Annotated in this window: 26 protein-coding genes; 5 read left to right on the forward strand and 21 right to left on the reverse strand. The window is 59.7% G+C overall.

Features of this window, described 5'->3' with window-relative positions:
• The first annotated feature begins 7 nt into the window (after window positions 1-7).
• Window positions 8-1,099 (forward strand): ABC transporter ATP-binding protein, encoded by a 1,092-nt coding sequence (locus SIB92_RS21045; protein ID WP_412555883.1) that lies wholly within the window; start codon window positions 8-10, stop codon window positions 1,097-1,099.
• 6 nt (window positions 1,100-1,105) lie between these two features.
• Here the strand turns inward: SIB92_RS21045 and SIB92_RS21050 are convergent, their stop codons facing one another.
• Entirely contained in the window at window positions 1,106-1,777 is a 672-nt protein-coding gene (locus SIB92_RS21050) for a helix-turn-helix transcriptional regulator (RefSeq protein WP_412553843.1), read from the reverse strand.
• Window positions 1,778-1,966: 189 nt separating this feature from the next.
• Here SIB92_RS21050 and SIB92_RS21055 point away from each other — a divergent pair, with 189 nt between their 5' ends.
• From SIB92_RS21055 to SIB92_RS21070, 4 genes are all read left to right on the forward strand, one after another.
• Complete coding sequence (locus SIB92_RS21055; RefSeq protein WP_294117423.1) at window positions 1,967-2,182, forward strand: twin-arginine translocase TatA/TatE family subunit; 216 nt, start codon at window positions 1,967-1,969, stop codon at window positions 2,180-2,182.
• Window positions 2,183-2,197: 15 nt separating this feature from the next.
• A complete protein-coding gene (gene tatB, locus SIB92_RS21060; RefSeq protein ID WP_412553844.1) occupies window positions 2,198-2,719 on the forward strand; it encodes a Sec-independent protein translocase protein TatB in 522 nt (173 codons plus the stop codon).
• Window positions 2,716-3,642, forward strand: coding sequence for a twin-arginine translocase subunit TatC (gene tatC, locus SIB92_RS21065; RefSeq protein ID WP_412553845.1), 927 nt, complete (start codon window positions 2,716-2,718; stop codon window positions 3,640-3,642). Before tatB ends, tatC begins: the two co-directional genes overlap by 4 nt.
• 118 nt (window positions 3,643-3,760) lie before the next feature.
• Window positions 3,761-4,603, forward strand: coding sequence for an ATP-binding protein (locus SIB92_RS21070; RefSeq protein WP_412553846.1), 843 nt, complete (start codon window positions 3,761-3,763; stop codon window positions 4,601-4,603).
• Between the two features lie 18 nt (window positions 4,604-4,621).
• On the opposite strand, the gene SIB92_RS21075 is transcribed toward SIB92_RS21070, so the two are convergent.
• The 20 genes from SIB92_RS21075 to alr all read right to left on the reverse strand — a co-directional run bounded on the left by SIB92_RS21075 (window position 4,622) and on the right by alr (window position 24,782).
• Window positions 4,622-5,827: a LysM peptidoglycan-binding domain-containing protein gene (locus tag SIB92_RS21075; RefSeq protein ID WP_412553847.1), complete on the reverse strand. Its 1,206-nt coding sequence runs from the start codon at window positions 5,825-5,827 to the stop codon at window positions 4,622-4,624.
• A 127-nt stretch (window positions 5,828-5,954) separates the two neighbouring features.
• Window positions 5,955-6,611 carry a protein-L-isoaspartate(D-aspartate) O-methyltransferase gene (locus tag SIB92_RS21080; RefSeq protein ID WP_412553848.1) on the reverse strand — a complete coding sequence of 219 codons (657 nt, stop codon included), beginning with the start codon at window positions 6,609-6,611 and terminating at the stop codon, window positions 5,955-5,957.
• Window positions 6,608-7,390, reverse strand: coding sequence for a 5'/3'-nucleotidase SurE (surE, locus tag SIB92_RS21085; protein WP_412553849.1), 783 nt, complete (start codon window positions 7,388-7,390; stop codon window positions 6,608-6,610). The genes SIB92_RS21080 and surE overlap by 4 nt, the downstream gene beginning before the upstream one ends.
• Before the next feature lie 111 nt (window positions 7,391-7,501).
• A complete protein-coding gene (locus SIB92_RS21090; RefSeq protein ID WP_412553850.1) occupies window positions 7,502-8,176 on the reverse strand; it encodes an SDR family NAD(P)-dependent oxidoreductase in 675 nt (224 codons plus the stop codon).
• Window positions 8,177-8,272: 96 nt separating this feature from the next.
• Window positions 8,273-8,530 carry a hypothetical protein gene (locus SIB92_RS21095; RefSeq protein ID WP_412553851.1) on the reverse strand — a complete coding sequence of 86 codons (258 nt, stop codon included), beginning with the start codon at window positions 8,528-8,530 and terminating at the stop codon, window positions 8,273-8,275.
• A 139-nt stretch (window positions 8,531-8,669) separates the two neighbouring features.
• A complete protein-coding gene (locus SIB92_RS21100; protein WP_412553852.1) occupies window positions 8,670-9,239 on the reverse strand; it encodes a DUF2199 domain-containing protein in 570 nt (189 codons plus the stop codon).
• Window positions 9,240-9,243: 4 nt separating this feature from the next.
• Entirely contained in the window at window positions 9,244-10,773 is a 1,530-nt protein-coding gene (purF, locus tag SIB92_RS21105; protein ID WP_412553853.1) for an amidophosphoribosyltransferase, read from the reverse strand.
• 249 nt (window positions 10,774-11,022) lie between these two features.
• A complete protein-coding gene (locus SIB92_RS21110) occupies window positions 11,023-11,460 on the reverse strand; it encodes a DUF3859 domain-containing protein (RefSeq protein ID WP_412553854.1) in 438 nt (145 codons plus the stop codon).
• 130 nt (window positions 11,461-11,590) lie between these two features.
• A complete protein-coding gene (locus tag SIB92_RS21115) occupies window positions 11,591-11,866 on the reverse strand; it encodes a GlsB/YeaQ/YmgE family stress response membrane protein (protein ID WP_412553855.1) in 276 nt (91 codons plus the stop codon).
• 22 nt (window positions 11,867-11,888) lie between these two features.
• Window positions 11,889-13,151 carry a TAXI family TRAP transporter solute-binding subunit gene (locus SIB92_RS21120; RefSeq protein ID WP_412553856.1) on the reverse strand — a complete coding sequence of 421 codons (1,263 nt, stop codon included), beginning with the start codon at window positions 13,149-13,151 and terminating at the stop codon, window positions 11,889-11,891.
• A 135-nt stretch (window positions 13,152-13,286) separates the two neighbouring features.
• On the reverse strand, window positions 13,287-13,841 hold the full coding sequence (locus tag SIB92_RS21125; protein ID WP_294117454.1) for a CvpA family protein: 555 nt from the start codon (window positions 13,839-13,841) through the stop codon (window positions 13,287-13,289).
• A gap of 59 nt (window positions 13,842-13,900) precedes the next feature.
• Window positions 13,901-15,268, reverse strand: coding sequence for a DNA repair protein RadA (gene radA, locus SIB92_RS21130; protein ID WP_412553857.1), 1,368 nt, complete (start codon window positions 15,266-15,268; stop codon window positions 13,901-13,903).
• 17 nt (window positions 15,269-15,285) lie between these two features.
• Window positions 15,286-15,720 carry a paraquat-inducible protein A gene (locus SIB92_RS21135; RefSeq protein ID WP_412553858.1) on the reverse strand — a complete coding sequence of 145 codons (435 nt, stop codon included), beginning with the start codon at window positions 15,718-15,720 and terminating at the stop codon, window positions 15,286-15,288.
• Window positions 15,721-15,867: 147 nt separating this feature from the next.
• Entirely contained in the window at window positions 15,868-17,091 is a 1,224-nt protein-coding gene (locus tag SIB92_RS21140) for an HlyD family efflux transporter periplasmic adaptor subunit (protein WP_412553859.1), read from the reverse strand.
• 89 nt (window positions 17,092-17,180) lie between these two features.
• On the reverse strand, window positions 17,181-19,304 hold the full coding sequence (locus SIB92_RS21145) for an ATP-binding cassette domain-containing protein (protein ID WP_412553860.1): 2,124 nt from the start codon (window positions 19,302-19,304) through the stop codon (window positions 17,181-17,183).
• Between the two features lie 7 nt (window positions 19,305-19,311).
• Window positions 19,312-21,714 (reverse strand): calcium-binding protein, encoded by a 2,403-nt coding sequence (locus SIB92_RS21150; RefSeq protein ID WP_412553861.1) that lies wholly within the window; start codon window positions 21,712-21,714, stop codon window positions 19,312-19,314.
• A 110-nt stretch (window positions 21,715-21,824) separates the two neighbouring features.
• Window positions 21,825-22,223: a hypothetical protein gene (locus SIB92_RS21155; protein WP_412553862.1), complete on the reverse strand. Its 399-nt coding sequence runs from the start codon at window positions 22,221-22,223 to the stop codon at window positions 21,825-21,827.
• Window positions 22,220-22,966: an ABC transporter ATP-binding protein gene (locus SIB92_RS21160; RefSeq protein ID WP_294117464.1), complete on the reverse strand. Its 747-nt coding sequence runs from the start codon at window positions 22,964-22,966 to the stop codon at window positions 22,220-22,222. Before SIB92_RS21160 ends, SIB92_RS21155 begins: the two co-directional genes overlap by 4 nt.
• Window positions 22,963-23,748 (reverse strand): MlaE family ABC transporter permease, encoded by a 786-nt coding sequence (locus SIB92_RS21165; protein WP_412553863.1) that lies wholly within the window; start codon window positions 23,746-23,748, stop codon window positions 22,963-22,965. The genes SIB92_RS21160 and SIB92_RS21165 overlap by 4 nt, the downstream gene beginning before the upstream one ends.
• Window positions 23,745-24,782: an alanine racemase gene (gene alr / locus SIB92_RS21170; RefSeq protein WP_412553864.1), complete on the reverse strand. Its 1,038-nt coding sequence runs from the start codon at window positions 24,780-24,782 to the stop codon at window positions 23,745-23,747. The genes SIB92_RS21165 and alr overlap by 4 nt, the downstream gene beginning before the upstream one ends.
• Window positions 24,783-24,996: the final 214 nt, after the last annotated feature.

Raw genomic sequence — 24,996 nt, forward strand, 5'->3', positions numbered from 1 at the left:
CGTGCAGCTGACATCTACTTCGACGCCACCACGTTTGGAAATCCGCAACCTGCGCCGCCGCTTTGGCAACCGGCAGGTTGTGGACGATGTGTCTCTGACGTTGCAATCGGGCAAGGTCACCTGCCTGCTTGGTCCGTCCGGCTGTGGCAAGTCCACCACCCTGCGCATGATCGCCGGTGTGGACATGCAAGACAGCGGCGAAATCTATGTGGATGGCAAGCTGATCTGTGACACCGTGTTTCGCATCCCGCCGGAACGCCGTCAGATTGGCTTGATGTTTCAAGACTTTGCGCTCTTCCCACACCTCTCGGTGAGCGATAACGTCGCCTTTGGCCTCAAAGGCAGCAAAGACGAAAAACGCGCCCGCGTTGAGGAACTTCTGGCGAAGGTGAACCTCGGTTGGGCCATCGACAAGTACCCGCACCTACTGTCGGGTGGCGAGCAACAGCGTATTGCCTTGGCCCGTGCCTTGGCCCCACGACCGCGCATCATGCTGATGGATGAGCCGTTCTCCGGCCTCGACAACCGTCTGCGCGACGGCATCCGCGACGAGACTTTAGCGGTGCTCAAAGAAGAAGACACCGCCGTGTTGCTGGTCACGCACGAGCCGGAAGAGGCCATGCGTATGGCTGACGAAATTGCGCTGATGCGCGACGGTGTCATCGTCCAACAGGGCGCCCCGTACAACATCTACAACGCGCCCAAGGACAAGCAAGCGGTGGCGTTTTTCAGCGACATCAACGTGATTCGTTCGGTGAGCAACGGCGCACTCACGGAAACGCCTTTTGGTCAGTTCCTGACACCCGGCCTTGCGGACGGCGCGCCGGTCGAAATTGTCATTCGTCCACAGCACTTGAAGCTGGACTTTGATCGTCAGGGTAAAGGCCCGCTGCCCACGCCATCAGACGGCGTTGCCGCGCGTGGCATCGTGACCCGCGCCCGCTTCATGGGCAACGAGAGCCTCGTGGAGTTCAAAATGGACCATGATGGCTCCGCACTTAAGGTCACCGTGCCGAATGTGTTCCTGCCCAAAGAAGGCACGCCGCTCTGGCTCACAATCCGCCGCGACCGCTGTTTTGTCTTCCCCGCTGAGACCTGAAACGTCTTAGCTCTGGGCGAGAAAATCCTTGAGGCTCTTGCCCGGTTCCTCAACAAACAAGCTTGGCAACACAGTCAGTTCGGCAATCTGATCCACCCGGATTTTTGCAAACCCGCCAAGAGTTTCGTCCCAGACACCCAACGTCCACACGCGCCCCCAATAGTCGAGCTTCAGAGGGCGCACGTCCCGCTCGCCCTCATCCGTACTGGTGATCCGCAGCTTTTGCCGTGCCCGAATGGCTTCGCGCAGCGGTTCAAGGTATTGCAGGGCCTGAGTAGTTTCCGCAAACGGGTACGCGGCGAAGCCAAAGCCGTGGCTCACACCGCCAATCTCCTCCGGCAAAACCGCGTCAATCTTCGCGCTCAGACTTTCGGCTGCCGCCCGCAATGGCCCTTCCATGCCGGTGCCAACCACCTCCAACCCAATATGCAGCGCTTCTAATTCCTCTTCGGTCAGGTTCAACGGCGGCAATGTCAATACCGCCTTCGCACGATACCCTGTGCCGCGTTCGCCTTCGATGGCCACGCCGCTGTTCGCCAAGGTTTGCATGTCGCGATAGATCGTCCGCAAAGACACCTGCATCGCCGCCGCCAAATCCTCGGCGCGGTGCAAGCCACCATCCTTCAGAATTTCCATCAATCCATAGAGCCGATCCGAGCGGTTTTGAGAGCTGGCCATAACCTGTGATTCTCCGACTTCCTGCCAAAATAATGACAACTGCCACAATAATGGCAAAATGGACCGCAAAAACCCCAAATATCCCGTCACACTCCCGTTAATCCGCCTTTTGCCCCCGCGTCCGGCGCGTTAGGACTTTGCCATGAGACTTAGGCGGCCTTTGTGCCACCGACCAAGGGAGACAAAGTCATGTTGAACAATATCGGCCTGCCCGGCATCCTTCTGATCGCGGTTGTGGTTCTTGTCCTGTTTGGACGCGGCAAAATCAGCGGCATCATGGGCGAAGTTGGCAAAGGCATCACCTCGTTCAAAAAAGGCGTGAACGAAGGCGCCAAAGAACTTGAGGAAGAAGCGGCAGACGCGGCCAAGGACGTGACGCCGGCTGACGAAAAAGACAAAGCCTAAGCCGGGCGATCCAAGATGTTTGATCTGGGTTGGACCGAGCTTCTGCTCATTGGCATCGTGGCGCTCATCGTGGTGGGGCCCAAAGACCTGCCGGTGATGTTCCGCACGGTGGGGCGTTTTGTCGGCAAAGCCAAAGGCATGGCGCGGGAATTTTCCTCTGCCATGAATCAGGCGGCGGATCAGGCAGGCGTCAAGGATGTGACCGACACCCTGAAAGGGGCCACCGATGGGTTGGACAAGGTCACCAATCCTTTGAAATCGGCCACTGATGCGCTCAACGATTCCGTGGGGGAAGTGAAACGCTCCATGTCCTATGAGCCGGGCGCTGAGACCACACGCCTGTCCAAGGAGCGCGCGGAAGCGGCGGAGAAGATCCGCCAGAAATCCGCCGAAATGGCGCAAGAACGTCTGGACCGGGAAGCCGCTGAAAAGGCCGCTGCCGAGGACGCCGAGAAAGCCGCTCGCAAACAAGCGCGCAGCTATGATCCGGCCCCAACGCCCCCGGCCAAGACCGCCGCGAAGAAGGATGAGGCATGAGCTCAACTGACGAAATCGAAGACAGCTCCGCCCCGCTGATCGAGCACCTGGCGGAGCTGCGCACGCGGCTCATTCGCTCTGTGCTGGCCTTTCTGGTGGGCATGGTGTTGGCCTTTGTGGTCGCAGAACCAACACTGCAATTCTTGTTGGGCCCCATTGAGGAAACCCTGCGCGCGCTGGGCGATCCATCGCCAACGATGCAGTACACCTCGCCGCAGGAATACCTCTTCACACTGTTCCGCATCTCCATGGTAGGGGGCTTTGTGCTGGCGTTCCCGGTGATCGCGTTCCAGCTGTGGCGCTTCGTGGCGCCGGGTCTGTACAAAAACGAGCGTGGGGCTTTCCTACCTTTCATGATTGCCTCGCCCTTCATGTTTATGCTCGGCGCGGCCTTTGCGCATTTCGTTGTGACCCCGCTGGCGATGGCCTTCTTTTTGGGCTTCACCGATGTGAGCTCGATCTTTGCCAACCTGCTCGCCAGCACGACAAGCGACATGCCCGCTGGCTCTGTTGTGGTTCCTGAAACCGACAGCGGCATTAAGATTACCTTCTTTGGTAAGGTGAACGAAAGCTTGGACATCTCGCTGAAATTCATCATGGCCTTTGGCCTCTGCTTCCAGCTGCCAGTTCTGTTAACGCTTATGGGCAAGGCTGGCCTGGTGAACGCGGAAGGCCTCGGCCGCGTGCGCAAATACGCTATGGTGGGCATTCTGGTACTGGCCGCCTTGGTCACTCCCCCAGACGTCACCACACAGCTGATCCTGTTTGTGGTGGTCTACGGCCTCTACGAAGTCTCGATCTTCCTGGTGCGCCGCGTGGACAAGCAACGCGTCGCCAAGCTCAAAGCCGAAGGTGTCTACTTTGAAGATGACGAAGAAGGTGAAGACGAGGCAGACATCGCCGACGCGGAAAGCCACAAGTAAGCCTGTCTCAGGCTGAGAGTTTGGGTGCATCCCTTTTGGGGTGCACCTTTTTCTTTGGCCTCTTGTTGTCCCGCCACGAACATGGTCTGTATCGCCCGAAGACAGCAGGAGGCCCGCCATGGATGACACCACTTTGACCCGCATCGCCGAGGCGTTGGAACGCATGGCACCGGCCCCCATGACTGCGCCGGATTTCGCTGCCGCCGATGGGTTTGTCTGGCATGTGGATCCGGACCGACTGGAGCCTGTGGCCAAGATCAACCGCGTGTCTCTCGACTTGCTGGTCGGCATCGACCGCTCCCGGGACACGCTGCTGGACAACACCCGCCAATTTGCGCGCGGACTGCCCGCCAACAACGCCCTGCTTTGGGGCGCGCGGGGCATGGGAAAATCCTCCGTCGTGAAAGCTGTGCACGCTCAAGTCATTGCTGAAGGCCTGCCGCTCAAGATCGTAGAGCTGCAACGCGAAGACCTACCTTCTGTAGCACGGCTCCTGAACCTCCTGCGCGCCAGCGAGGAACGCTTCCTGCTGTTCTGTGACGACCTCAGCTTTAGCCACGATGACCAGCACTACAAATCGCTCAAGGCCGTGCTGGACGGCGGCATTGAAGGGCGGCCTGACAATGTGGTGTTCTACGCCACCTCCAACCGCCGCCACCTGATGCCGCGCGACATGATCGAAAACGAACGCAGCTCGGCGATCAACCCGTCTGAGGCTGTAGAAGAGAAAGTCTCCCTGTCCGACCGCTTTGGCCTCTGGCTGGGTTTCCACCCATGCTCGCAGGACCAATATCTCGCGATGATCGATGGCTACTGCACCGCTCATGGCGTGACTGTGGACGCAGAGCGCCTGCGCGCGGAGGCCATCGAATGGCAAGCCACACGCGGCGCCCGCTCTGGCCGTGTCGCGTGGCAGTTCTTTGTTGATTTGGCAGGTCGCGAGGGCGTCGCGTTGGAATAACGGCGACGCCTTTCGCGCTTATTTGAGGTAGGGGGCCGGGTCGACGCTGTCAAAGCCCTCGCGCACCTCAAAGTGCACAAAGCTGTTCTCCGCAGGCAGCACAGCCATGCTTTGCCCGCGCTTTACGCTGGCACCCTTTTTCACCTTCACACCGTCCACGTTGTAGTAGACCGTCATCAGGTTGTTGGGGTGGCGCACCACCAGAATGGTCACGTCATCCGCGTCTTTGGTGATCGCCGCTACTGTGCCATCTGCCGCTGCAGACACCGGTGCGCCAGCCTCGGCCGCAATGTCGATGCCGTTGTTTTTGCCTTTGGAGTAGGGGCGGATCACCTTGCCGGACACCGGGTAGCTCATCGCAGCTTTGCTCGCGCTCTGCTGCTGCGCAAGGTTTGGGCTCTCTGGTTTTGCGACTGGTGTCGCGGCCGCCACGGTGTTGTCTTCCGGCAAAGGCTTGGAGGCGCTTGGCGGGGTAGGCGTTGGCGAGCCTTCGCCCGGTTTGGTGGTTGTCGCTGCCGCGGTCGCCGCCGCGGCTTTGCGCTTGGCTTCCGCTTCCGGGTCCACTGGCGGGATCAGCAGGATCTGGTTTTCACGAATGGTGAAATCGCTGCCCAACCCGTTCCACTCTGCCAAAGACCGCACGGAGACGTTATAGAGTCGCGCAATGGTAAAGGCCGTCTCGCCGCGTTTCACCTTATGGCGCACCGGCTCCACACCTGTCTGCCCACCGGGTTTTGGCGTCGCCACCGGCTGCAGGGTCTCGGTCTCAACAGACGTGTCGGCGTTGTTGATAGCACCACCCGCCAGCGCAGCAATGTCCACGCCGCCCGGCGCGGTCACCATGCCGGTGCCGCCCGTCGCGGCAGACGGCTCCGCCACGCGGCGGGGCAGGGTAACCACTTCGCCCTCACGCAGCTGCGCGTCCAACGCGATGCCGTTTGTGCGGCTCAACTCTTCGGCCGGAATGCCCACGCGCTGGGACACATCCGCCAGCGTGTCGCCCCGTTTGGCCACCGCCACCTGATAACTTGGATAAGAGATCACACCGCGATCATCCGGTTCAGGCCGGGTTGCAGTGGCGGTTTGTGCCGCCTCAGTGGTGTCCAATCCGCCGCCGAGGTCTCCCCGGAAGTCGTAATCCAGCGTGTCCAAACAGCCGCTCATCACGGTCAGCGCCAGCCCTGCGCCGATCAACCGGGTGTTCTTGGATGAGAAAACTGCCATCTCGATGTCCTCACATGCGGCGCCCTGTTACCGGGGGTCTGCTGCCAATGCCGCGTCTGTTGTTCGCTTCGTTAAGCTTCCAAATGGGCGAGCCGTCACCCTTTGCCAAGGGGAAAGCCCAATCAAATCAATCATTCTCTCGCGCGACGCCCTCAAGCAATGGCACAAAACGCACCGAGCGCAATTCGTCATAGTCCAGCCCGTTTTCCGTTTTGCGCACCCGAATGAGGCTCTGCACCGCATCCGACTGCCCCACGGGCACCACCATAATACCGCCGATCTTCAGTTGCGCCAAGAGGGGGCCGGGTGGGTCCTCTGCGGCGGCGGTCACAATGATCTTGTCAAACGGTGCCTGATCCGGAAGTCCAAAGCTGCCATCGCTGATCAGGGAGGTGATATTCACGATGCCCAGCTGGTCAAAAATCACCCGCGCTTCCTGCACCAGCCGCTTATGCCGGTCCACCGTATAGACCCGCCGCGCCAGATGGCTGAGGATTGCGGCCTGATAGCCAGACCCGGTGCCCACTTCGAGCACCTTGTCGCGTGGGGTCAGCTCTAACGCTTGCGTCATCAACCCAACCACGGAGGGCTGCGAGATGGTCTGCCCGCAGGCAATCGGCAGCGGCGTGTCTTCATACGCCCGCTCGGCAAACAGGCCCCGCACAAACAACCCGCGGTCCACTTGTTCCATCGCGGTCAGCACAGCAGGCTCCGTCACCCCACGCGAACGCAGGGCAAACAGGAACTGCATTTTGCGTTCAGCAAGCGCGTCAGGGTCGGTCATTCAATGCCTTTCAGCGCCGCAAGTGTGTCATGTGCCGTGAGGTCTGCGCGCATCGGCGTCACCGAGGTGTAGCCATCAAGGTTGACGGTCGCATCCGTGCCCTCGCCAGACGGGTTCTGCTGATCACCGCCCCGGGCCCACAGGAAGCGACGCCCAGACGGTGCGTTGTGCGGTTCAACCGAAAACTTGGTGCCTTGGCGTAAGCCCTGCGCCACAACCCGCGTGCCTTTGACGTCTTTGGCCAGAACAGGCGGGAAGTTCACGTTGTAAAACAAGCCATAGGGATGGTTGTTGGCCGGATTTGCATCAAGGATCTTACGCACAACCGCGGCCCCAAATGCGCCCGCGGCCTCAAACGGATCGTCGGCGGTGAAGTTTTTCGGCCCCAGAAACTGTGACAGCGCAAAAGACGGGATGCCCTGCAACGCGCCTTCAATCGCCGCCCCCAAGGTGCCGGAATACAGCGCGTTTTCGGCAGAGTTGTTGCCCCGGTTCACGCCGGACAGGATCAACTCAGGTGGCGCGTCCTTCATAACGTCATGCACGCCGGCCAGCACGCAATCCGCCGGGCTGCCTTCGGCCGCATAGCGCCGTTCGCCCATTTGGGCGATCATCGTTGGATGGGTGTAGCTGATGCAATGGCCCACACCGGATTGCTCAAACGCAGGCGCCACACACCAGACTTCGCCATCCGGTCCGGCCAGCTCCGCTGCAATCCGCTCCAGAACGGCCAGTCCCGGCGCGTTGATACCGTCGTCATTGGTGATGAGAATACGCATATGCCTGCCCCAATTGTCTGCTGACATCCTGTCTAGTGGAGCCATGCAAAGGGGGCAAGGCACGTGGTGTCGCTGGCCTCAATCGTTGCGGTGATGCCAGCGTTTTGAGCCTTAAAGGCCGATCTCGGCCATCAAGCGCGCCGCTTCCTCGCGGGGATGCACAAGGCTGTCCTTGTCTTCGCCAGGGAAGAACCGCGCACGGGTGCCGGTGGGCATGCCGCGTGGGCTGAGGATCGACACGGTTGGGCCGATATTGGTGGTCTCTGCTTGCCAGCTTTTGGCCAGTGCGATCTGCGCCGCCTTGGTAGCACCATATGAGCCAAAGAACTTCTCGCCGGCGTGGTTGTCCTCAAAGAACACCGCATGGCCCGTATCGCCCAGCAGCGGGCTCATGAACGGGATCAGGCGCGCCACAGCGTCCACATTGATCGACAGCGACTTCTGCCAGTCTTTGGCATCGATATGATCGGTGGGTGTCAATGGCGCACCATGCGCCGCCGTGTGGATCCACAGGTCCACTTTGCCCCAACGATCATGGATTGAGCGGCACAGCTGCGCCATGGCATCGGCATTGGTGATGTCCATCGGTGCCAGGGTGGATTTGCCCCCCTTGGCCTGAATGCGATCGTCCAGATCTTCCAGCGCACCGGTGGTGCGGGCCACCGCCACCACGTGGTAAGCGGGCACAAGCGCCTCTGCAAAAGCGGCACCAAGGCCGCGGGATGCGCCGGTGATCAGCGCGATTTTCTCGCCGGAGGCGTCGGGGGTGTTGGACGTATCACTCATAGGCCGATGCAATGCGACCAAAGCGGCACAAGGTCAAGAGGCAAGCAAGTCGCAGGGGGGGACAGGAACGGCCATCTCCCCGCGCGACTTGGGGGATTAGTTGGGCATCGACAAACGTGTCGTGCCGTGGCCTGCGTTGAGCACCACATTGTCTTCGCCAATGGCCACCACTTTGCCGGAGGGCGTGCGGTCGCCAAGTTCAACGCGCAGGGTTTTGCCCCCAGCGGTCATCAACAAGGCGCGTGGGTTTTTCGGACTGCCCATCACGCCAATCAAAGTCAGGCGGGAGCGGTTCTTCAGCACACCGGATTGCGTGGCCTGCGCGGCCACGTGGGAAGGAGTCTTGGAGGACATGATACTGCCTGTGTTTGTGAGCGGTGGCGGCTATATAGTTGGAGGGTCGTGAGCCGCCAGACAGGCGTAGCGTATTTGTAGTTAAGGACCGCTAAACAGGCGGTCGATTGCCAAAGAAAAAAGGCGAATGTGGCGGATTTCAGCCCATCAGGTGCGGACGCAGGTCCTCGCCACAAGCCGCGTATATTTCCAGCAGTTGATCAAAAGAAATACCCTCTGCCTGTGCTTGTGCCAGCGGTCCTGCAATGGCCGTCAGATGGGGTCTTTCGGCGCCTGATTCTGCCGGTTTCAAGGCACAGGCAATCGGCTCGTCGCTCTCAAACAGCGGCAGGTCATTCATCAACCAGGCTGCGGCTCCTGCAAAACCGGTGTCCTCGCCCGTTGCATCCAGCACGTAGGCTTTGAAGTCTTCCACCGCCAGGCTGGCCCATGCGCCAAACAGGAAGACTTCGTCGCTGCCGCGAACGGGTAGGGGTACCACGCAATGGACAAAGCGCAGATCCTCAAACACACAGAGGTCGGCGGTCAACACATCGTCGCCGACGGTCAGTGTGTCACCGTCACCATCAGTTAACGGGCCATGCGGCCAGCAATCTGGCTGTCCAAAGCCCATATCAACAATGCCGCCGAAGCTACGCCCGCAACATTTGCAGGCGTAGGTGGGATCGTTCAACCGCTGCCAGCGGCTATCAAGCGCCAGCAGGTTCACGCGCTCACCCCTGAGAGGTTGCCAAAGTGGCACCGTTCCAGCTTGCGCCGGGCGTTGGAGCCTCTTCGATCTTTTTGCTTACCCGGCTGCTGCCTTCGAGCGCAGCTAGATACTCCGGCGTCACGCCGCCGGTGATGTAGTTGCCATCAAAGCAGGAGCAATCAAACTGGTCGATCTCCGGGTTGCCTTCCTTCGTGGCCCAGATCAGGTCTTCCAGTTTTTGATAGAACAACGCATCCGCACCAAGTTCTTCGCGGATATCTTCCACGCTTTTGCCGTTGGCAATCAGCTCGTGTTTGGTGGGCATGTCGATGCCATACACGTTTGGATGCGCCACGGGTGGGGAGGCCGAGGCAATGTAGACCTTCTTCGCGCCTGCCTCGCGGCACATTTGCACGATCTTCTTGATGGTGTTGCCACGCACAATGCTGTCGTCAATCAACAGGATGTTGCGGCCCTCCATCTCGCGCGGGATGGCGTTCAGCTTCCGGCGCACGGACTTCTGACGCTCTTCCTGACCCGGCATAATAAACGTTCGGCCCACGTAACGGTTTTTCACCAGTGCCTCACGATAGCGGATGCCGGTGATGTTGCTGACTTCCAGCGCCACAGGGCGCGCACTGTCCGGCACTGGGATGATCGCGTCGATGTCCAGACCGCTCTCTTGCACCTGTTTGGCGAGTGTTTTGCCCATGCGGATCTGCGCCTGATACACAGACACACCGTCAAGCACGCTGTCCGGCCGCGCCAGATACACATATTCAAAGATGCAAGGTGTCAGCTTGCCTTCGACCGCCTGGAACTCATGCAGGTTGCCGTCCAGATCAACCAGCATCGCCTCACCTGGCTTCAGGTCGCGCAATTTATCAAAACCGTTGATGCCAAAAGCCACATCCTCAGAGGCAAATGCATAATCGTCGCCATCACCTTCTGCATCTCGCTTTGCAACGGAAAGCGGGCGAATGCCGTGGGGGTCGCGGAACGCCAGCATGCCCACACCGGCAATCAGGCAGACCACGGAATAGGCACCTTGCACGCGTTCCATGGTCATTTTCACACCGGCAAAGATGTTGCGGATCGCATCGGCGCTGCCGTTGACTTTGATGGCATCGGCGACTTTGTCCGCCAATACGTTGAGCAGGATTTCACTGTCAGAGGTGGTCCGCAGATGGCGGGAATATTTCCCGGTCACCTTCTCGCGCTGTGCCTCGGTGTTGGTGATATTGCCGTTGTGCACCAGATAGATGCCATACGGCGCGTTTACAAAAAACGGTTGCGCCTCAGACGCTGACAGGCTGCCCGCGGTTGGATAGCGCACATGGCCCATGCCAATGCGGCCCGTCAGGGTTTCCGCATCGGACGGTTGAAACACGTCTTTGACCAAACCATTGGCCTTGCGCTCGCGAAAGAAGCCGCCTGTGTAGGTCACCACACCCGAGGCATCTTGCCCCCGGTGCTGCAACATCAAGAGACCATCGTAGATCTCTCCAAAGACGTCATGGTTTCGGTTGGCGATCCCCAAAATTCCGCACACGGGCAGGGCTCCCTTCGTCAGGTTAGGCTAATGTGAGTGAGGCTGCGCAGCGAGGCACCAAAGGCGCAAGTCGTGAAGGGATACATCGCAGGCGGACAAGCCTTTGCTGTGCGCGGGTTGCGCCAGCTGAAAGGGTGGAAAAAACCACTGTCCACAGGGAGGCTCCGAATCCTGTTCTCGTGCTATGGCCTCTCTTAAGCGGTCCGCCCCGCCGTGTCACGAAAGGATCACAAATCAATTAGGCAAAATTCAGGGACAACTCAGGACGGCCGCCTCCCCTTTATGTGAGGGCAAAAGATCGAAGCGATGGGTCATTACCATTGTTTTATCTTCTTCCAGCAAAAAAAACATCCATTGCCCGGGAACAAGCTCGATCTCGTCTTCCAATGTGTACCCAACAAAAAAGGCGTGAGTGCCGGCTGGGGCGGTGACGGCCCAACTTTGGTCCGTACGCGCCTCTGGCCCCATAGGGGGGTGCGCAACAACTGCACGATAGTTTTTTGAATGCGCCGCGCTTTTTGAATAGAGAACAACGCCAAAGGACGTGCCTATTGAGGGGACAAAAGAGCTGCTGTCGGGCAAAATCTTGATGTCTGTCGCGGAGCCTTGCAGGACTTCACCGTCTATCGTGTCCTGCCCGGACAACACCGAAAGCTGTCTATCACCACAAACAATTCCAGCGCCCAAAGCTCCAAGCGACGTGTCGACGTAAATAGGCTCATCCGCTCTTGGTGGAATGGCGAATACTGCGCTCAGTATCCATAGGCTGCGCTTGATGGCGTCCAGAACCGCCCAAAATTACATCATTGCGAAAACTCTACGCCTTTTTCGCCATCCGGATCAGCACCAGCACCACCGCCGCGCCCAGCATCGATTGAAACACCGAGCTGAAAAAGCCGCCTCCAAAAGAGAAGCCCAAGACCGGCAGCACAAAATTGGCCAAGATCGCGCCTCCGATGCCAAGGATCACATTGCCAATCAGGCCAAACCCGCCGCCGCGCACCAGTTTGCCCGCCAACCAACCGGCCAAGCCGCCAATGATCACCGCGCTGAAAATGCCGGAAAACAGCTGTGCGTCTGGGGTGCCATCCATGGTGTCTCTCCTTAGGAGCAGCTCAACTCAGCTGCGTTTCCAGATGTTTGATGCGTTTTTGGACCAGATCAATATGCATCCGCGCGTGATAAGCCGTCTGCCGGTAGGCTGGCGGCAATTTTAGTTGCGAAATCCGGTGATCCACCTCTTCCAACTCCTCGGCCATGCCGGCCAGTTCCGCTGCCGTGCATTTCGGTCCCATCTGCGCCTCGATCTCGCGAATGCGGCCGTAGTGTTTCCACACCTGCCAGCCACGGAAATAGGCATAGACCATGGGCAACACCCGCAAGAGCGGCAAGAGCAGGAACAGGATCGGCAGGGTCAGCAGGAAAACGCGATTGACCTGCGCCGCCATCCAATAGGGCAGAAGGTTGTGCCATGTGCTTGGCCCGTCCTCGATCAATTGCCGCGCCACGTTGTTCTCAGGGATGCCTATGCCGCGTGGCTCCGGAAACGTGCCGCGCGGCGTCAACGCGTCGTGCCCGCGATGCAGTTCTTTGGCTGCCATGGTCAATCGGTTTACCAGTGCCGGATGCAGCTTTGGATCAATCACCAACTGCGCTTTTAACGCCAACAATTGCCGCGCCTCGCTCGGCTGCACCGGGTTTAGCGAGACGCCCCCCGTAGGGACCTCCACCAGATCCGCATAGTCCAGATGCCGGGCAATGGCGTCAGTATAGGACAGGCGCAGAATGTCGATGTCGTCATAGCCAAAAGCCTGCCGCAGATAGGGCGCCTCGATGCTGCTGACAAAAAACGCCATGTCGATGTCACCAGACCGCAACGCAAAAATGGCCTGTGAAAACCCGACATCCACCAGCGTATTGGCGTTCTTGTCCATGCCAACAGCGTCCTGAAAATCGGCAAAGGCCACGGCAGTGCCCGACCCGCGTTTGCCTGCGGCAATGGTGAGGCCCTGCCACAACGCAGGGTTAGAGGGGATACTATGTCCGCTGTGTGCCAGGAAAATCATCGGCTCATAAAACACGCCGCCAATCGCCTCGGCTGTGCCCGCTGTCACCCCAACGCCGGCTTGTAAAAACGCAGCATCCACCAGATCGCTGGACATCAACTCCGCATTGTCGACCGAGCCATTGGTGTGCACAATCTGCACCTCAATGTCATCTCGTGCCAGAATGTCCCGATAGCGCTCCGCCATCAGCGTATAGGCACCGCCTTGCGTCCCCGCGGCCAGCTTCAGCGTGTTGGGCGGCAGCAACATATACATCACCAGCGTCACACAAATGGCGAGGCTTAAAGTGGTGATGAATATCCAAAGTCGCATGGTAAAGCTGCCAAAACATTCCAGTTTTTGCGACCGTAGCCCCCGCTGGCGGCGCAAACAAGAGGCCAGAGCACCGCGCAGCAAAAAGCCCGCAACCATGTGGCGCGGGCTTGAGCGTGTCTGAACTGGCTGCGCTTATTGTTCGCAGACGCCAACCAGTTCTTCGTATTGTGTGGTGATCCAGCCCAGGGCCTGTTGTGGGTCACGGTCATCAATCTTGCGGGTGATGCGGCTGAACACAGCGGCGGAGCGGCTGTCATCGACCATCGCCACAGATTGGCTGGTGATCACGGTTTCATAGACAAAGAAGGCAATCGCAACGAGCAGGATGCCGCGCAGCACGCCAAAGACAAAGCCGAGCCCCTGGTCGATGCCGCCAAGCGCAGAGCGTTGCACAATCGACGAAAACAGCGGCGTGAACAGCGAGACCACAATCAGCGCCAGGGCAAACACACCTGCAAAGGCAGCGATGATCGACAATTCACAGCTGTCCGACAGATACTGCCCCAGCACCGGGATTTCTTTGACCATCGGCTGCAGTGTGCCTGCAAACATAAAGGCCAAAATCGCCGCGGCGATCCATCCCGCGATGGCCATGCCTTCGCGCACAACACCGCGGCTGTACGCCAACAGCGCCGAAACGATGATCACACCTGCGACCACGGCATCAATAATTGTGAAGCCTTCCATGTATTCTTGTCCCCTTCGACCGCCCCCGGCCAGAATTTTACTTTTTAACTGTCGGCCTGTCAGCCCGCTCCGAATACCTCTCCCACAAAGCTTGCCAAATCCCCAATGCGGTTCAGGCTGATGCCTTCCACCGTTGCGGACTTGCCACCTTTCGGAGCGATTGCGGACGTGAAACCAAGTTTTTGGGCTTCTTTCAACCTATTTTCCGTCTGACTGACCGATCGAAGCGCCCCGGATAGGCTGATTTCACCAAAAACAACGGTCTCGGCAGGCAGGGCGCTGTCTTCACGCGCGGAGATCAGCGCACAGGCCACAGCGAGGTCCGCTGCCGGTTCGGAAATCTTCATGCCACCGGCCACATTCAGGTACACATCCAGCCCGGCAAAGGGAATCCCGCAGCGTGATTCTAACACGGCGAGAATCATCGCCAGACGTCCGCTGTCCCAGCCGACCACCGTGCGGCGGGATTGGCTGTGCGGCGATGGCGCTACCAGAGCCTGCAGTTCGATCAATACCGGTCGGGTGCCTTCGATCCCGGCAAAAACCACACTGCCCGGGCTTGGCGCGCCCCGATCGGCCAGAAACAACGCGCTGGGGTTGCCCACTTCGGCCAACCCACGGCCTGTCATTTCAAACACGCCAATTTCATCCGCTGGTCCAAAGCGATTTTTCACCGCGCGCAAAATCCGGAACTGGTGCCCGCGCTCGCCCTCAAAATAGAGCACGGTGTCCACCATGTGCTCCACCACGCGCGGCCCAGCAATCTGACCTTCCTTGGTCACATGCCCCACCAGCACAATTGCCATGCCTTTGCGTTTGGCAAAAGCGGTCAGCTCATGTGCTGCTGCGCGCACCTGACTGACCGAACCGGGGGCGCTCGCAACCGAGTCGCTCCACATGGTTTGGATGGAGTCGATAATGGCCAGTTGCGGTTTTTCAGCTTCCAACGTGGTCAGGATATCGCGCAAGTTGGTGTCTGCGGCGAGCAAAACCGGGCTTTCGGTCAGCCCCAAACGCTGCGCCCGCATGCGGACTTGCGCGCTGGCTTCTTCGCCACTCACGTAGATGGTTTTTACACCTTGGCGGGCAAACCGCGCTGCCGCTTGCAGCAAAAGCGTGGATTTCCCGATACCAGGATCGCCCCCAACCAGAATGGCGCTTGCTGGCACTAGCCCGCCGCCAAGCACGCGGTCGAGTTCCTTAACGTTGCTCAGCGTGCGCGGTGGCGGGGCTTCTTCGGTGCGCAGATCCGAAAGCTCGATCCGCCGCCCCTTGGCGGTGCCCAGCGAGGAGGCTGCGGGCCCCGCGCCAAACGGCGCCTCTTCGACAATGGTGTTCCACTCGCCACAGCCTTCGCACCGGCCGGACCATTTTGAAAACTGCGCGCCACAACTGGAGCAGCTGAATTGGGTTTTGCTCTTTGCCATGTTCTCGTTTTGGACCACTACCGCTTGCGGGTCAAATGACTAATCGCCAAGGAGGCCAAAACACAGGCTGTAAAGAGATAAAGTCCCCAGCCGGTTTCCACGGTTACATGGCCCGCGCCTTTGACCAGTACGATGTAAAGCGCGATCAGGAAGACATCCGCCATCGCCAGTTTGCCAAGCCATTCCAGTACCGGCAAAACCTTGCGCCGCATCAGCCCAAATTGGATCAAGGCCAACCCGATGACTTTCATATAGGGCGCAAAAATCGCCAGAAAGGTCACCAAAAGTGCCAAAGCCACATCAGTGTCCCAAAGCGATTGCAGCCCGGACACAATCGAGATTTCGCTCAATCCAAACAACGGCAACACCCCCGCGCGCATCAGCGGCGCAAACCATGCAATGGGAAACAGGATCAGCAAAGACAGGTTGGTCAGTCGCAAAGCATGGGTCATGGCGATAGAGCTAAGCGCAACGCTTTACAGGTGCAAGTGGTGCAACTCGGGGAATTTTTTCGTCAGCTTCCCGCCAAATCGGCGCTGACTTCAATGCATAGGCTCCCCGAAGTCGCGAAACCGGAGCATCCACTGTGGGCGCCGCTCTTAATCCTGCATGGCTTGGCTCAGAAAACGCAAAAATGGCCCCACCAGATAATCCGCAAAGGTCACCTGCCGCCCGGTGAACACCAAATGCACCGGCATGTCGCTGGCCAGGTTCAGATGTGTGCCCATCTCGGCTCGAAGGTTTGTTTCGTCCTCGGGGTGCATGGCAGCCACGCCGTCATAGCCGATCACGCGCCCCTCTTGGTCGCGTCGCGCCTCTGGAGAGAGGGATGTTAGCGTAATGCGCACTCTCGGGTGGTTGCGCTGAGGCAGGCCGGTCACTGTCAAATACCCGTTCATGCCCACCCGCAATTGATCAATCGCTTGTGGGCTGGCGATGAACGCCACGTCCAATGCTTCCGACGGCCGCGCCAACGTCACCACGGTGTCCCCCTGGGCGACCACCATCGCCGCGGTGTCATAAGGCAGGGCCGTTACCACCCCGTCATCTGGCGCCCGGATCTCCGCCTGCGTAATCTGCGCGGACAGGCGCAAGGCTTGCAGGCGCAATCGCGGAATGGCCTCCTCCAGCTGAGCTTGTCGATCCAGAATCTCCTGGCGGAACTCCAGTTTGTCCCGCGTCACTTGCAGCCTGGCCTGTGTGGCCTGACTTTCCAGAGACGCCAGTTCCGCGTGCTCACGCGCCAGGCTGGCCTGCACCTCCAGTATGCTCTCGTGCAAGGCCTCGGCGTCAGCCGATCTTAAAGTGCCTTGGGCGGCCAATTTGGCGTAGCGCTCCAGCCGGTCTTGCATCGAGTTCTCGCGGTTTTGCAGATGTTTGATACTGGCGCGATGCTGCTCCGTTTGGGCGCGCAGCGAAGTTTCAAGCTTTTGGGTCATCTCTGCACCCAGGACCAATACATCCTGTTTTGCCTTCATGCGGTGCAGGGCCAGTCGGGTCTGCGGGCTTAAGCCTTCGGTGTCCTCCGCCGTCAACGTACCAGCCAGCGCATCCGCAAGTGCGCGGCGTTCTTCCTGCATTGGGGCCAAGGCTGCCTGCAATTCATGTAACTCTGCCTGCGCGTTCGACACATCCAACCGGATCAACAGCTGTCCCTTTTCCACGGGGGCGTGCAGCTTCACGCGCACGTCGGCAATTTTGCCGCCAAAACGATGCTGGATGTCCAGACTGGGCTGTTGCGCGCTCAAATGACCGGCTGCAGGGATCGACGTGGCCAAAGGTGCCAGAACCGCCCAGCCACAGAAGGCAACCAAGCTTACCAAAATGGCCCAAAACCCAATCCACAAGGGACGTGTGACCTGGGGTGGGAGCGCTTGCTCAGGTAGAGGCCTGCGGATGTCTGTCGCAATGGTCAATGTGCTGTCATCCCGTTGATCGGTTTTGCGGTTGTGGAAACGGCGGCGCGATACACCGCGTGTCCGTCAACATTTTGCACGTCAAAGCCCTCACTCATCTGGCTGAGCACGGCCATTGCGGCCTCGTCGCGGGGCAGGTCTGACATTTTGGCATCCGGTTGACGCAATAGGCGGGCAATTTTCTGCAACTTCCGGTCGGCTTTGGTGACGCGGCTTTCGGTCAAGGTAATTTCGCAGCTGCGATCATTGAGAAAGCGAAACTGGAACACTGCGTCTCTGGGGCTGTCCCTTGGGCCATCTGATAAGGCCAGGTTAAAGAGCTCACTGGCAACCATTTCAGCGCGCTGAGACAAGGCTGCATCGTTGCCGCGTGAAAACTGCGCACCAACCCAATCGGTCACGTCTTGCAAACTCGCTTCCAGCAGTGGGACCTCCAGCCTGCGCCGGCCTCCGCTCATGCGCCCCAGCACATCGCTGCGCGGACCAAAATCCGCCATCCGGCCGTTTTCCAGCGCCAAAACCTGATCGGCCAGCCCCATCAGGCCGGAGCGGTGGATCACCATCACAATGGTTGTGTTTTGCTTTTTCAGCCGCGCCAATACCGCGCAGAGCTGACGCTCGCCGGCCGCATCCAACAGCGCGTTGGGTTCGTCCAGAAACAAATAGCTTGGTTGATGGAAAATGGCGCGGGCCAAAGCCACCCGCTGTTTTTGCCCTGCAGACAGCACGTAAGGCGTGGCGCCGATGTCGGTGTCATAAGACTGCGGTAGGGCGGAGATCAATCCATGCACCCCGGCGGTTTGCGCTGCGGCAATCACAGCGGCATCGTCGAAAGGTTCTGAAAATCCGGCGATGTTTTCTGCGAGAGTGCCGTGAAACAGCTGCGCCTGCTGCGGCAAATACCCGATGTGGGCGGTTTGGCTCTGCAAAGGCAATGTGGAGACTTCTGTTTCCTCCAGCCAGACCGTGCCAATGGGGCAGGGCGTGACACCGGCCAGAGCTTCAAGCAAGGTGGATTTGCCGCTGCCGGAGGCGCCTACAATAGCAAGGCAACTGCCGGGCGGCAGGGCAAAGCTGATCCGGTCGAGGCGGGGTGGTGCACCGCCGCCTCTTGGAAAAATGAGCCCGTCACAGCGGAGCGCGCCGTTCAAATTGGCAATACCGGTGCCGCTTTGTGTGGTGGACGCAGGCAAAGAACTTAGCTTTGCCAATGCGCGCGCAGCCTGGCGCAGCGTGTCAACGCTGGCAAAAACCGCTTCAAAGCTGCTCACAGTTTTGGTGAGGATCAGGCTGGCGGCAATCATGCCGCCCGCGCTGAGATCGCCCTGAACCACCAATGCGGCCCCAAGGCTGAGCCCGACAAGTTGGGTCAAGCTGCGCAGGTAGGCCTCAAGGTTGGCGCTGATTGCGCGCAGCGGGGATAGTTGATCCTCAATGTTGCTGCGCAGGCCAAGAGCGGAGACAAAGCGCGAGAGAAGATTGTGGCTGAGACCGCCCAAGGCCGGTTGGCTGGTGACCTGCTGCGCGTCTTGCATGCTGCGGGTTTCCTGTGCGCGTGCTGAAAAAAGTGCGGCGGAAGGGGCGGCGGCCGCAGCGTGGCAGGTCAGGCGCAGCGCCGCAGCTACGGCAATGAGCGCCGCCGCCAAACCTGCAAACCAGGGATGGATAGCCCAGAGCACCAATGTGAACACCGGCAGCCAGGGCAGGCTAAGCGCGGCGCGCGCTGCGGGGCCGTCCAACGTGGATTTGAGGTGGCCCACCAAGGACAAAGAGTCCTGTTGCTGGCCAACTGGCTGGGCAAGCACCATCGGTGCGCAAAGCCGTTCGCACCAGCACGCCGTTCGCCCGAGGCTCAGGTCGCGCAATCCGTCGACGATGGCTTGCAGCAAAAGCGCCAGCGCCGCCACGCCCAAAAGCAGCGTGAGCGTGTGCAGGTTACCAGTAGGAAGAACGCGATCCAGCACCTGCATCATGAAGATCGGACTAACCAAAATGGCGAGGTTCGAGATGGCGCTGAGCACAAGCAGGGGAACGATCAGGCAGTTGATTTGGCGCAGCGAGGCCCCCGAGCCGGACGGGCCTTGGCCGGGTGCGGTGGCCCCTAGGGTCGGGTCAGACATGGTCACCTCACAGCAGGAAGTTGCTTTCGTCCAGATCGCCCGGATCAACCGATTTCAGGATCAGCCGATCGCCGCTTTCCCCACCTGTCAGGGCGCTTAGGTCGATGACCGTGGCCCAGCCTTGGTCCTGAATATGGGCCACAAGGTCAGAGTATTGCAGGCCATAGCTGCTCAGATCGATCACATCGTGGTCCACTTCGAAATCATGGATCATGTCGCGCCCGCCCCCGGCCTGGGTGACAAAAGTGTCGGCATCGCCGTCTTTCCACCAGTTGCCACCCCACAGGTGGTCATTGCCCTCGCCACCGTGCAGCGTGTCGCCCCCGTCACCGCCGACCAGCTTGTCGTCTCCTGCTCCGCCATCCAGCGCGTCATAGCCAGAGCGCCCGTGCAGGAAGTCCCGTCCGGCATCGCCGTGTCCCTCGTCATCGCCGGCACCAAGAATGACCTTGTCGTCACCGCTGCCGCCTGAGGCCGTGTCATCCCCGGTGCCACCAAACAACTTGTCGTTGCCGCTGTCGCCATACATCAGGTCGTCGTCTTTGCCGCCTTGCACAGTGTCATTGCCGCCACCGCCATGCAGCGTGTCGTCCCCGTCGCCGCCGCGCAGTTTGTCGTTGCCACCCTCTGAGCCAGTGACAGCGGGGTCACGGATCAGCACGGTGCCGTCTGGATCGACCGGCGCAAAGGGATCGGGCGCACGCGGATCCACCGCGCCGTCATTGCTGCCGGTGCTTTGGGCTTCGGCCATGAACTCTGCATAGGCTGCCTGATCCGCCCAATCGACCTCTACACGGTAGATCGCGCCTGAGGCGCCGGTGCTGCCGTCCAGATCATGGTCACCGCGGTTGAGGCCAAAATAGAGGTTGCCGTCCCCATCCAGAAACACTGCGCCATAGGCCCCTTTGGGCATGCCGGCGGTCATCCCGTCCTCATAGAGCGTGGCGGTGATTTCGACAGTCGTGATGTGCGGCGCGCCGCCGTTGGGTACATCTGACAGGTCGATGCGATGCACGGCGCCGGGCTCGCCATTGCGCCCCGGGGATTCCACCGCGTAAAAGGCACCGTCCTTGGCATTAAAGGCCACGTCATAGGCGCGCCCGCCAAACAGGCCATTTGGCAGGTCAAAACTTGTTGCCACCGGATTGCCATTGGCGTCCAGATCGTTCACGTCGATCATCGTGACGCGGTTCAGGCTGCTCTGGAAGGTCCAGAGATTGCCTGCATCATCAAAATCGCCAACGTAATCCGCCACCGGGGTTTCACCCACCCGGTAAGCATGGCCCTCGGCATCCACCATCACCAGGTCGCGGATGCTCACCGGGTTGCCCAATGCGTCTACGCCATTGGCCTTGGCGATGCCATAGATCAGATCGTCCTCGGTGTTGAACCCAATGGCATTGATCCGCAATCCGGTCGGGTCTCCTGCGAGTTCATATTGCTCGCTTTCCGGATCAAATACGTTTAGCTGCCCGTCGATCATCTGGAACAGTTTGGATTGCCCGGGCGCAAAGGCTGCCACCTCAACACTATCTCCACCAAGGCTGACCTCTTTGAGGTAGCTGAAAATCGGCCCGTCCATATTGATGTCCGGTCCGCTGTTTTCCGGCGGCACCTCACGCAGGGTCAAACCGCCCGCGTCGCCGCTGCCGCTCACTTCAAATGTATGGGTTTCAAACACGCCGGAGGTGGTGGACACGGTGCCAATCACCTCGCCATTCCAGAGCACTTCAACGCTGCCACTGGTGGCGCCGCCCGCCAGATTGGCGGCCAATTCAAAGCTGATGGTATATGTCTCGCCCATCTGCGTGGCGACCGATTGGGAAAGCACGCCTTCCGCGTCCCGGTTCCAACCACTCTCGGCCAGCTGCCCCAGTGTCGCAGCTCCCCCTGCGCCGCCCATAAGCAGATTGCCGTCTTGCAGGTCGCCATAGACCAGATCGTCGCCCCCCCCGGCATTCACCGTGTCCGCGCCAAGCCCGCCCTGGGCCAGGTCACTGCCGGTTTCCAGGTTGAGCACATCATTGCCCGCACCGCCGTCCACCGTGTCGCGCCCGGTGCCAGCGTTCACGGTGTCTGCACCAGCCCCGGACATCAGGCTGTCATTGCCGCCGTTGCCCAACACCACGTCATCCCCGGCACCTGTGCTGATCACATCATCATAGGCGCGGTTTTCGGCGTCGCCGTTGCTGACAATGGCATCCGGGTCATACACCCAACGCCCATCAACAAAGACCCACTCGCGCCCAACCATGTCGCCCGCAACAAGATCATTGCCATCTCCGGAGGTCAGCGTGTCGCTGCCGGCATGGCCGTTGACACTGTCAACGCCGTCGCCCGTGGTGATGCTGTCGTCGCCGGTTGTGCCCACAACTGGAGTCACCGGCGGCTGCGGCTCGTTCTCTGACATACCCGAATTACCTTTTACCAAAACACAGCGAACATTGTGCGAACAAAAGGTTAGGAAAAGGTAAAGGTCTGTTTGAAGACACCCTCAATGCCTTTTAGGCCATAGAGGCGTTAAATGCCATGTGAGTGATCAAACACAAAGGCCCACAAAAACCAAAAGAACCATCCCGGGGCCAGCAGCGCGGCACACAGGCTTCTGAGTTTTTTGTCCGAAACAACACTCAGGTAGAGCAGCCCGCCGCCAACACCGAAACAGCCTGTGGCCAGACCACACCAAAACAAGGGGTCAAAGAGATCGCCCCACCAACCTAACTTTGCTTCGAGCGAAACTTGGGCGTCTACAAAAAAAACACCAAACACCCAGAGGAACGTTAGCGGCGGAAGTACCATGAGGCTCAATCCAACAACGGGATGTTTATCCGAGAAATAGACCCGGCCTCCAATCCACGCACTCATCAGCGCAGCCACAAAAGGCATCGCCAAAAACGTGATGCCGATCAACGCGTTCACCGGACCGCCTCAATCGGACCTTCTGCTGAGCCGGAAATAAACTGTGTCAGATAGGGATCGCCGCTGGCGTCCATCTGGCTCACCGGACCGGTCCATTGGATCACGCCGCCATGCAGCATCGCCACGTTGTCGGCAATCGCGCGCACCGAGCTCATGTCATGGGTGATGGTCATCGCCGTGGCGCCCATCTCCACCACAATCTCACGGATCAAGTCATTGATCACTCCGGACATAATGGGATCAAGGCCGGTGGTGGGCTCGTCAAAAAAGATGATCTCAGGTTCTGCCGCAATGGCGCGGGCCAGCCCCACACGTTTCTGCATCCCGCCAGACAGTTCAGACGGATAAAGATCCGCCACATCAGGCGTCAAACCCACCCGGCGTAGCTTCTCAATGGCGATCTCGCGCGCTTCTTCCTTGGGCCGTTTCAGACTGCCCCGCAGCAGGCGGAATGCCACGTTTTGCCAAACGGTCATACTGTCAAACAGCGCGCCGCCCTGAAACAACATGCCAAACCGCGCCAGAAACGCATCGCGATCTCCTTGGGTGGCGTTCTGCCCATCCACGGTGATGGTGCCGCTGTCCGGCGTGATTAGCCCGAGCACCGACTTCAACATCACCGATTTCCCGGTGCCGGACCCGCCAATAATCACCATCGAACTGCCCTTGGCAATTTCGAGATTCACCCCTTGCAGCACCCGTTTGGGGCCAAAGCGTTTATGCACATTGTCAAACTGGATCATGAGGCAAAGAACAGGCTGGTGAGCAGGAAGTTGGCTGCAAGGATCATCACCGCGGCGGCCTGTACGGAGCTTTTGGTGGCCCGGCCAACGCCCTGGGCGCCACGGCCTGAGTGCATCCCGGCATAACAGCCCATCACGGCGGCAATCCCGCCAAACACGGAGCCTTTCACAAGGCTGGAGACCACGTCATTGATCTGCAGGAAGTCGGCGGTATTGCGGATATAAGTCGCGGGATTGAACCCCAGCGTTTCCGTCGCCACCAGAAACCCGCCATAGATGCCGATGATATCACCAATGCCCACCAGCGCAGGCACCACCAGAATGGCAGCCATCACGCGTGGGGCGACCAGGTACTTCATCGGATGAGTCGAGAGGGTCACCAGGGCGTCAATCTGCTCGGTCACCTTCATGGTGGCAATCTCGGCGGCAATCGAGCTGGTCACACGGGCGGCCACCATTAGGCCGACCAGAACGGGACCCAGTTCGCGCACCATGCCAATCGCCACAATCTGCGGCACCACGCTTTCCACGGAAAACCGCGAACTGCCGTCATAGATTTGCAAGGCCAACGCGCCGCCGGTAAAAATCGCGGTCATGCCCACCACCGGCAGGCTCAGCCAGCCAATGTTAAACAGCGCGCTCAAAAACTCGCGGCCGTAAAACGGCGGGCGGAAAATATGGCTCAGCGCGCCCCAGACAAACAGCACCACCTCCCCAAAGGAGGTCAGCATACCAAGCGTGCTGCGCCCAATCGCATTGAGGGGAGCCACAATCAGCTTCATGAAGATTTGTACCGGCGCTGATAGCGTTGGCCCATGGAGGTCAGGATTTCATAGCCAATGGTGCCGGCGGCATCGGCCAGCGTGTCCACCGACTGATGTTGCCCAAGCAGCTCCACCTCACGTGGCACCTCGGACAGGTCGGTTACGTCGATGCCAATCAGGTCCATGGAAATCCGGCCAATCAGCGGGCAGCGGTCCTCGCCAGCAAAGGTGGCTACCTTGCCGCTCATCGCCCGCAGGAGACCATCGGCATAGCCCGCTGCAATGGTCGCGATTTTGCTGTCGCGCTCTGCAATCCAAGCATTGCCATAGCCCACGCTTTCCCCTTCAGCCACGTCGCGCACCTGAATCACCGGAATGCGCAGGCTGGCCACCGGGGTGGCGTCCACAAACGGCATGCCGCCATAAAGCCCCACACCAGGGCGGGTCAGGTCAAAGTGATAGTCATCGCCCAGAAGGATACCACCGGTTGCGGCCAGCGAGCGCGGAATGTCCAACCCGTCCGTCATCTCTTTGAACGCCGCCAGTTGTTGCGGGTTCATCGGATGCTCCGGCTCATCGGCGCAGGCCAGATGCGACATGATCAAGGTTGGTCCGCGCTGCAACACCAACTCTTTCACCGCTTCCCATTCCGGCGCCTCAAGGCCAAGCCGGTTCATGCCGGTGTCCAGCTGAATGCCAAAGGGATGCGCCGGCAATGCTTCGACGTGGCGCACAATCTGATCCACCGAGTTCAACATCGGGGTGAGATGCATGTCGCTGATCATATCGGTGTCGCCGCGCATGTGGCCGCCAAAGATGTTGATCTCAGGATCCGGTCCCACCGCTTGGCGCAGGCTGGCGCCTTCCTCGGCGGCAGCGACAAAAAAGCGGGTCACACCGGCGCGCATTAGTGCGCGCGCCACGCGGTCCGCGCCAAGTCCGTATCCGTCGGCTTTCACCACCGCGGCGGTGGTCACTTCCGTCTGTGCATCCAGCGCCCGCCAGTTGCTGATCAGGGCGTCGAGGTCGATTGTCAAAGTTGCAGTAGCCATGACGGTGTTTGTTGACGTCTGACCCCGCGAGGTCAAGGCCAAAGGCGGTGCGTTTTTCCCCGTTGCTGCGAACTGTGGCTTAACAATTGCTGCTTGCGGCGCGTCGGAAATACGCACCTCCGCAAAACAGTCGCGATACCGACAAAATACCGACGTGCAAATCACCGCCAAAACCGCAGGTTAACGCGGCGATTCGAGGGGTAGGGATAGGGGG

The organism is Shimia sp. MIT1388, from assembly GCF_047124445.1.
In the GTDB taxonomy this organism is placed as follows: Bacteria; Pseudomonadota; Alphaproteobacteria; order Rhodobacterales; family Rhodobacteraceae; genus Shimia.

Coding starts and splice junctions, on each gene's coding strand:
- SIB92_RS21095 (WP_412553851.1), bottom strand. CDS start 8,530: ATGTCCTCCAAGACTCCTTCCCACGTGGCCGCGCAGGCCACGCAATCC.
- surE (WP_412553849.1), bottom strand. CDS start 7,390: ATGCGTATTCTCATCACCAATGACGACGGTATCAACGCGCCGGGACTG.
- SIB92_RS21125 (WP_294117454.1), bottom strand. CDS start 13,841: ATGGAAGGCTTCACAATTATTGATGCCGTGGTCGCAGGTGTGATCATC.
- alr (WP_412553864.1), bottom strand. CDS start 24,782: ATGGCTACTGCAACTTTGACAATCGACCTCGACGCCCTGATCAGCAAC.
- SIB92_RS21070 (WP_412553846.1), top strand. CDS start 3,761: ATGGATGACACCACTTTGACCCGCATCGCCGAGGCGTTGGAACGCATG.
- SIB92_RS21165 (WP_412553863.1), bottom strand. CDS start 23,748: ATGAAGCTGATTGTGGCTCCCCTCAATGCGATTGGGCGCAGCACGCTT.
- SIB92_RS21075 (WP_412553847.1), bottom strand. CDS start 5,827: ATGGCAGTTTTCTCATCCAAGAACACCCGGTTGATCGGCGCAGGGCTG.
- SIB92_RS21080 (WP_412553848.1), bottom strand. CDS start 6,611: ATGACCGACCCTGACGCGCTTGCTGAACGCAAAATGCAGTTCCTGTTT.
- SIB92_RS21160 (WP_294117464.1), bottom strand. CDS start 22,966: ATGATCCAGTTTGACAATGTGCATAAACGCTTTGGCCCCAAACGGGTG.
- tatC (WP_412553845.1), top strand. CDS start 2,716: ATGAGCTCAACTGACGAAATCGAAGACAGCTCCGCCCCGCTGATCGAG.
- SIB92_RS21115 (WP_412553855.1), bottom strand. CDS start 11,866: ATGGATGGCACCCCAGACGCACAGCTGTTTTCCGGCATTTTCAGCGCG.
- SIB92_RS21055 (WP_294117423.1), top strand. CDS start 1,967: ATGTTGAACAATATCGGCCTGCCCGGCATCCTTCTGATCGCGGTTGTG.
- SIB92_RS21150 (WP_412553861.1), bottom strand. CDS start 21,714: ATGTCAGAGAACGAGCCGCAGCCGCCGGTGACTCCAGTTGTGGGCACA.
- SIB92_RS21120 (WP_412553856.1), bottom strand. CDS start 13,151: ATGCGACTTTGGATATTCATCACCACTTTAAGCCTCGCCATTTGTGTG.
- radA (WP_412553857.1), bottom strand. CDS start 15,268: ATGGCAAAGAGCAAAACCCAATTCAGCTGCTCCAGTTGTGGCGCGCAG.
- SIB92_RS21050 (WP_412553843.1), bottom strand. CDS start 1,777: ATGGCCAGCTCTCAAAACCGCTCGGATCGGCTCTATGGATTGATGGAA.
- SIB92_RS21145 (WP_412553860.1), bottom strand. CDS start 19,304: ATGTCTGACCCGACCCTAGGGGCCACCGCACCCGGCCAAGGCCCGTCC.
- SIB92_RS21135 (WP_412553858.1), bottom strand. CDS start 15,720: ATGACCCATGCTTTGCGACTGACCAACCTGTCTTTGCTGATCCTGTTT.
- SIB92_RS21090 (WP_412553850.1), bottom strand. CDS start 8,176: ATGAGTGATACGTCCAACACCCCCGACGCCTCCGGCGAGAAAATCGCG.
- tatB (WP_412553844.1), top strand. CDS start 2,198: ATGTTTGATCTGGGTTGGACCGAGCTTCTGCTCATTGGCATCGTGGCG.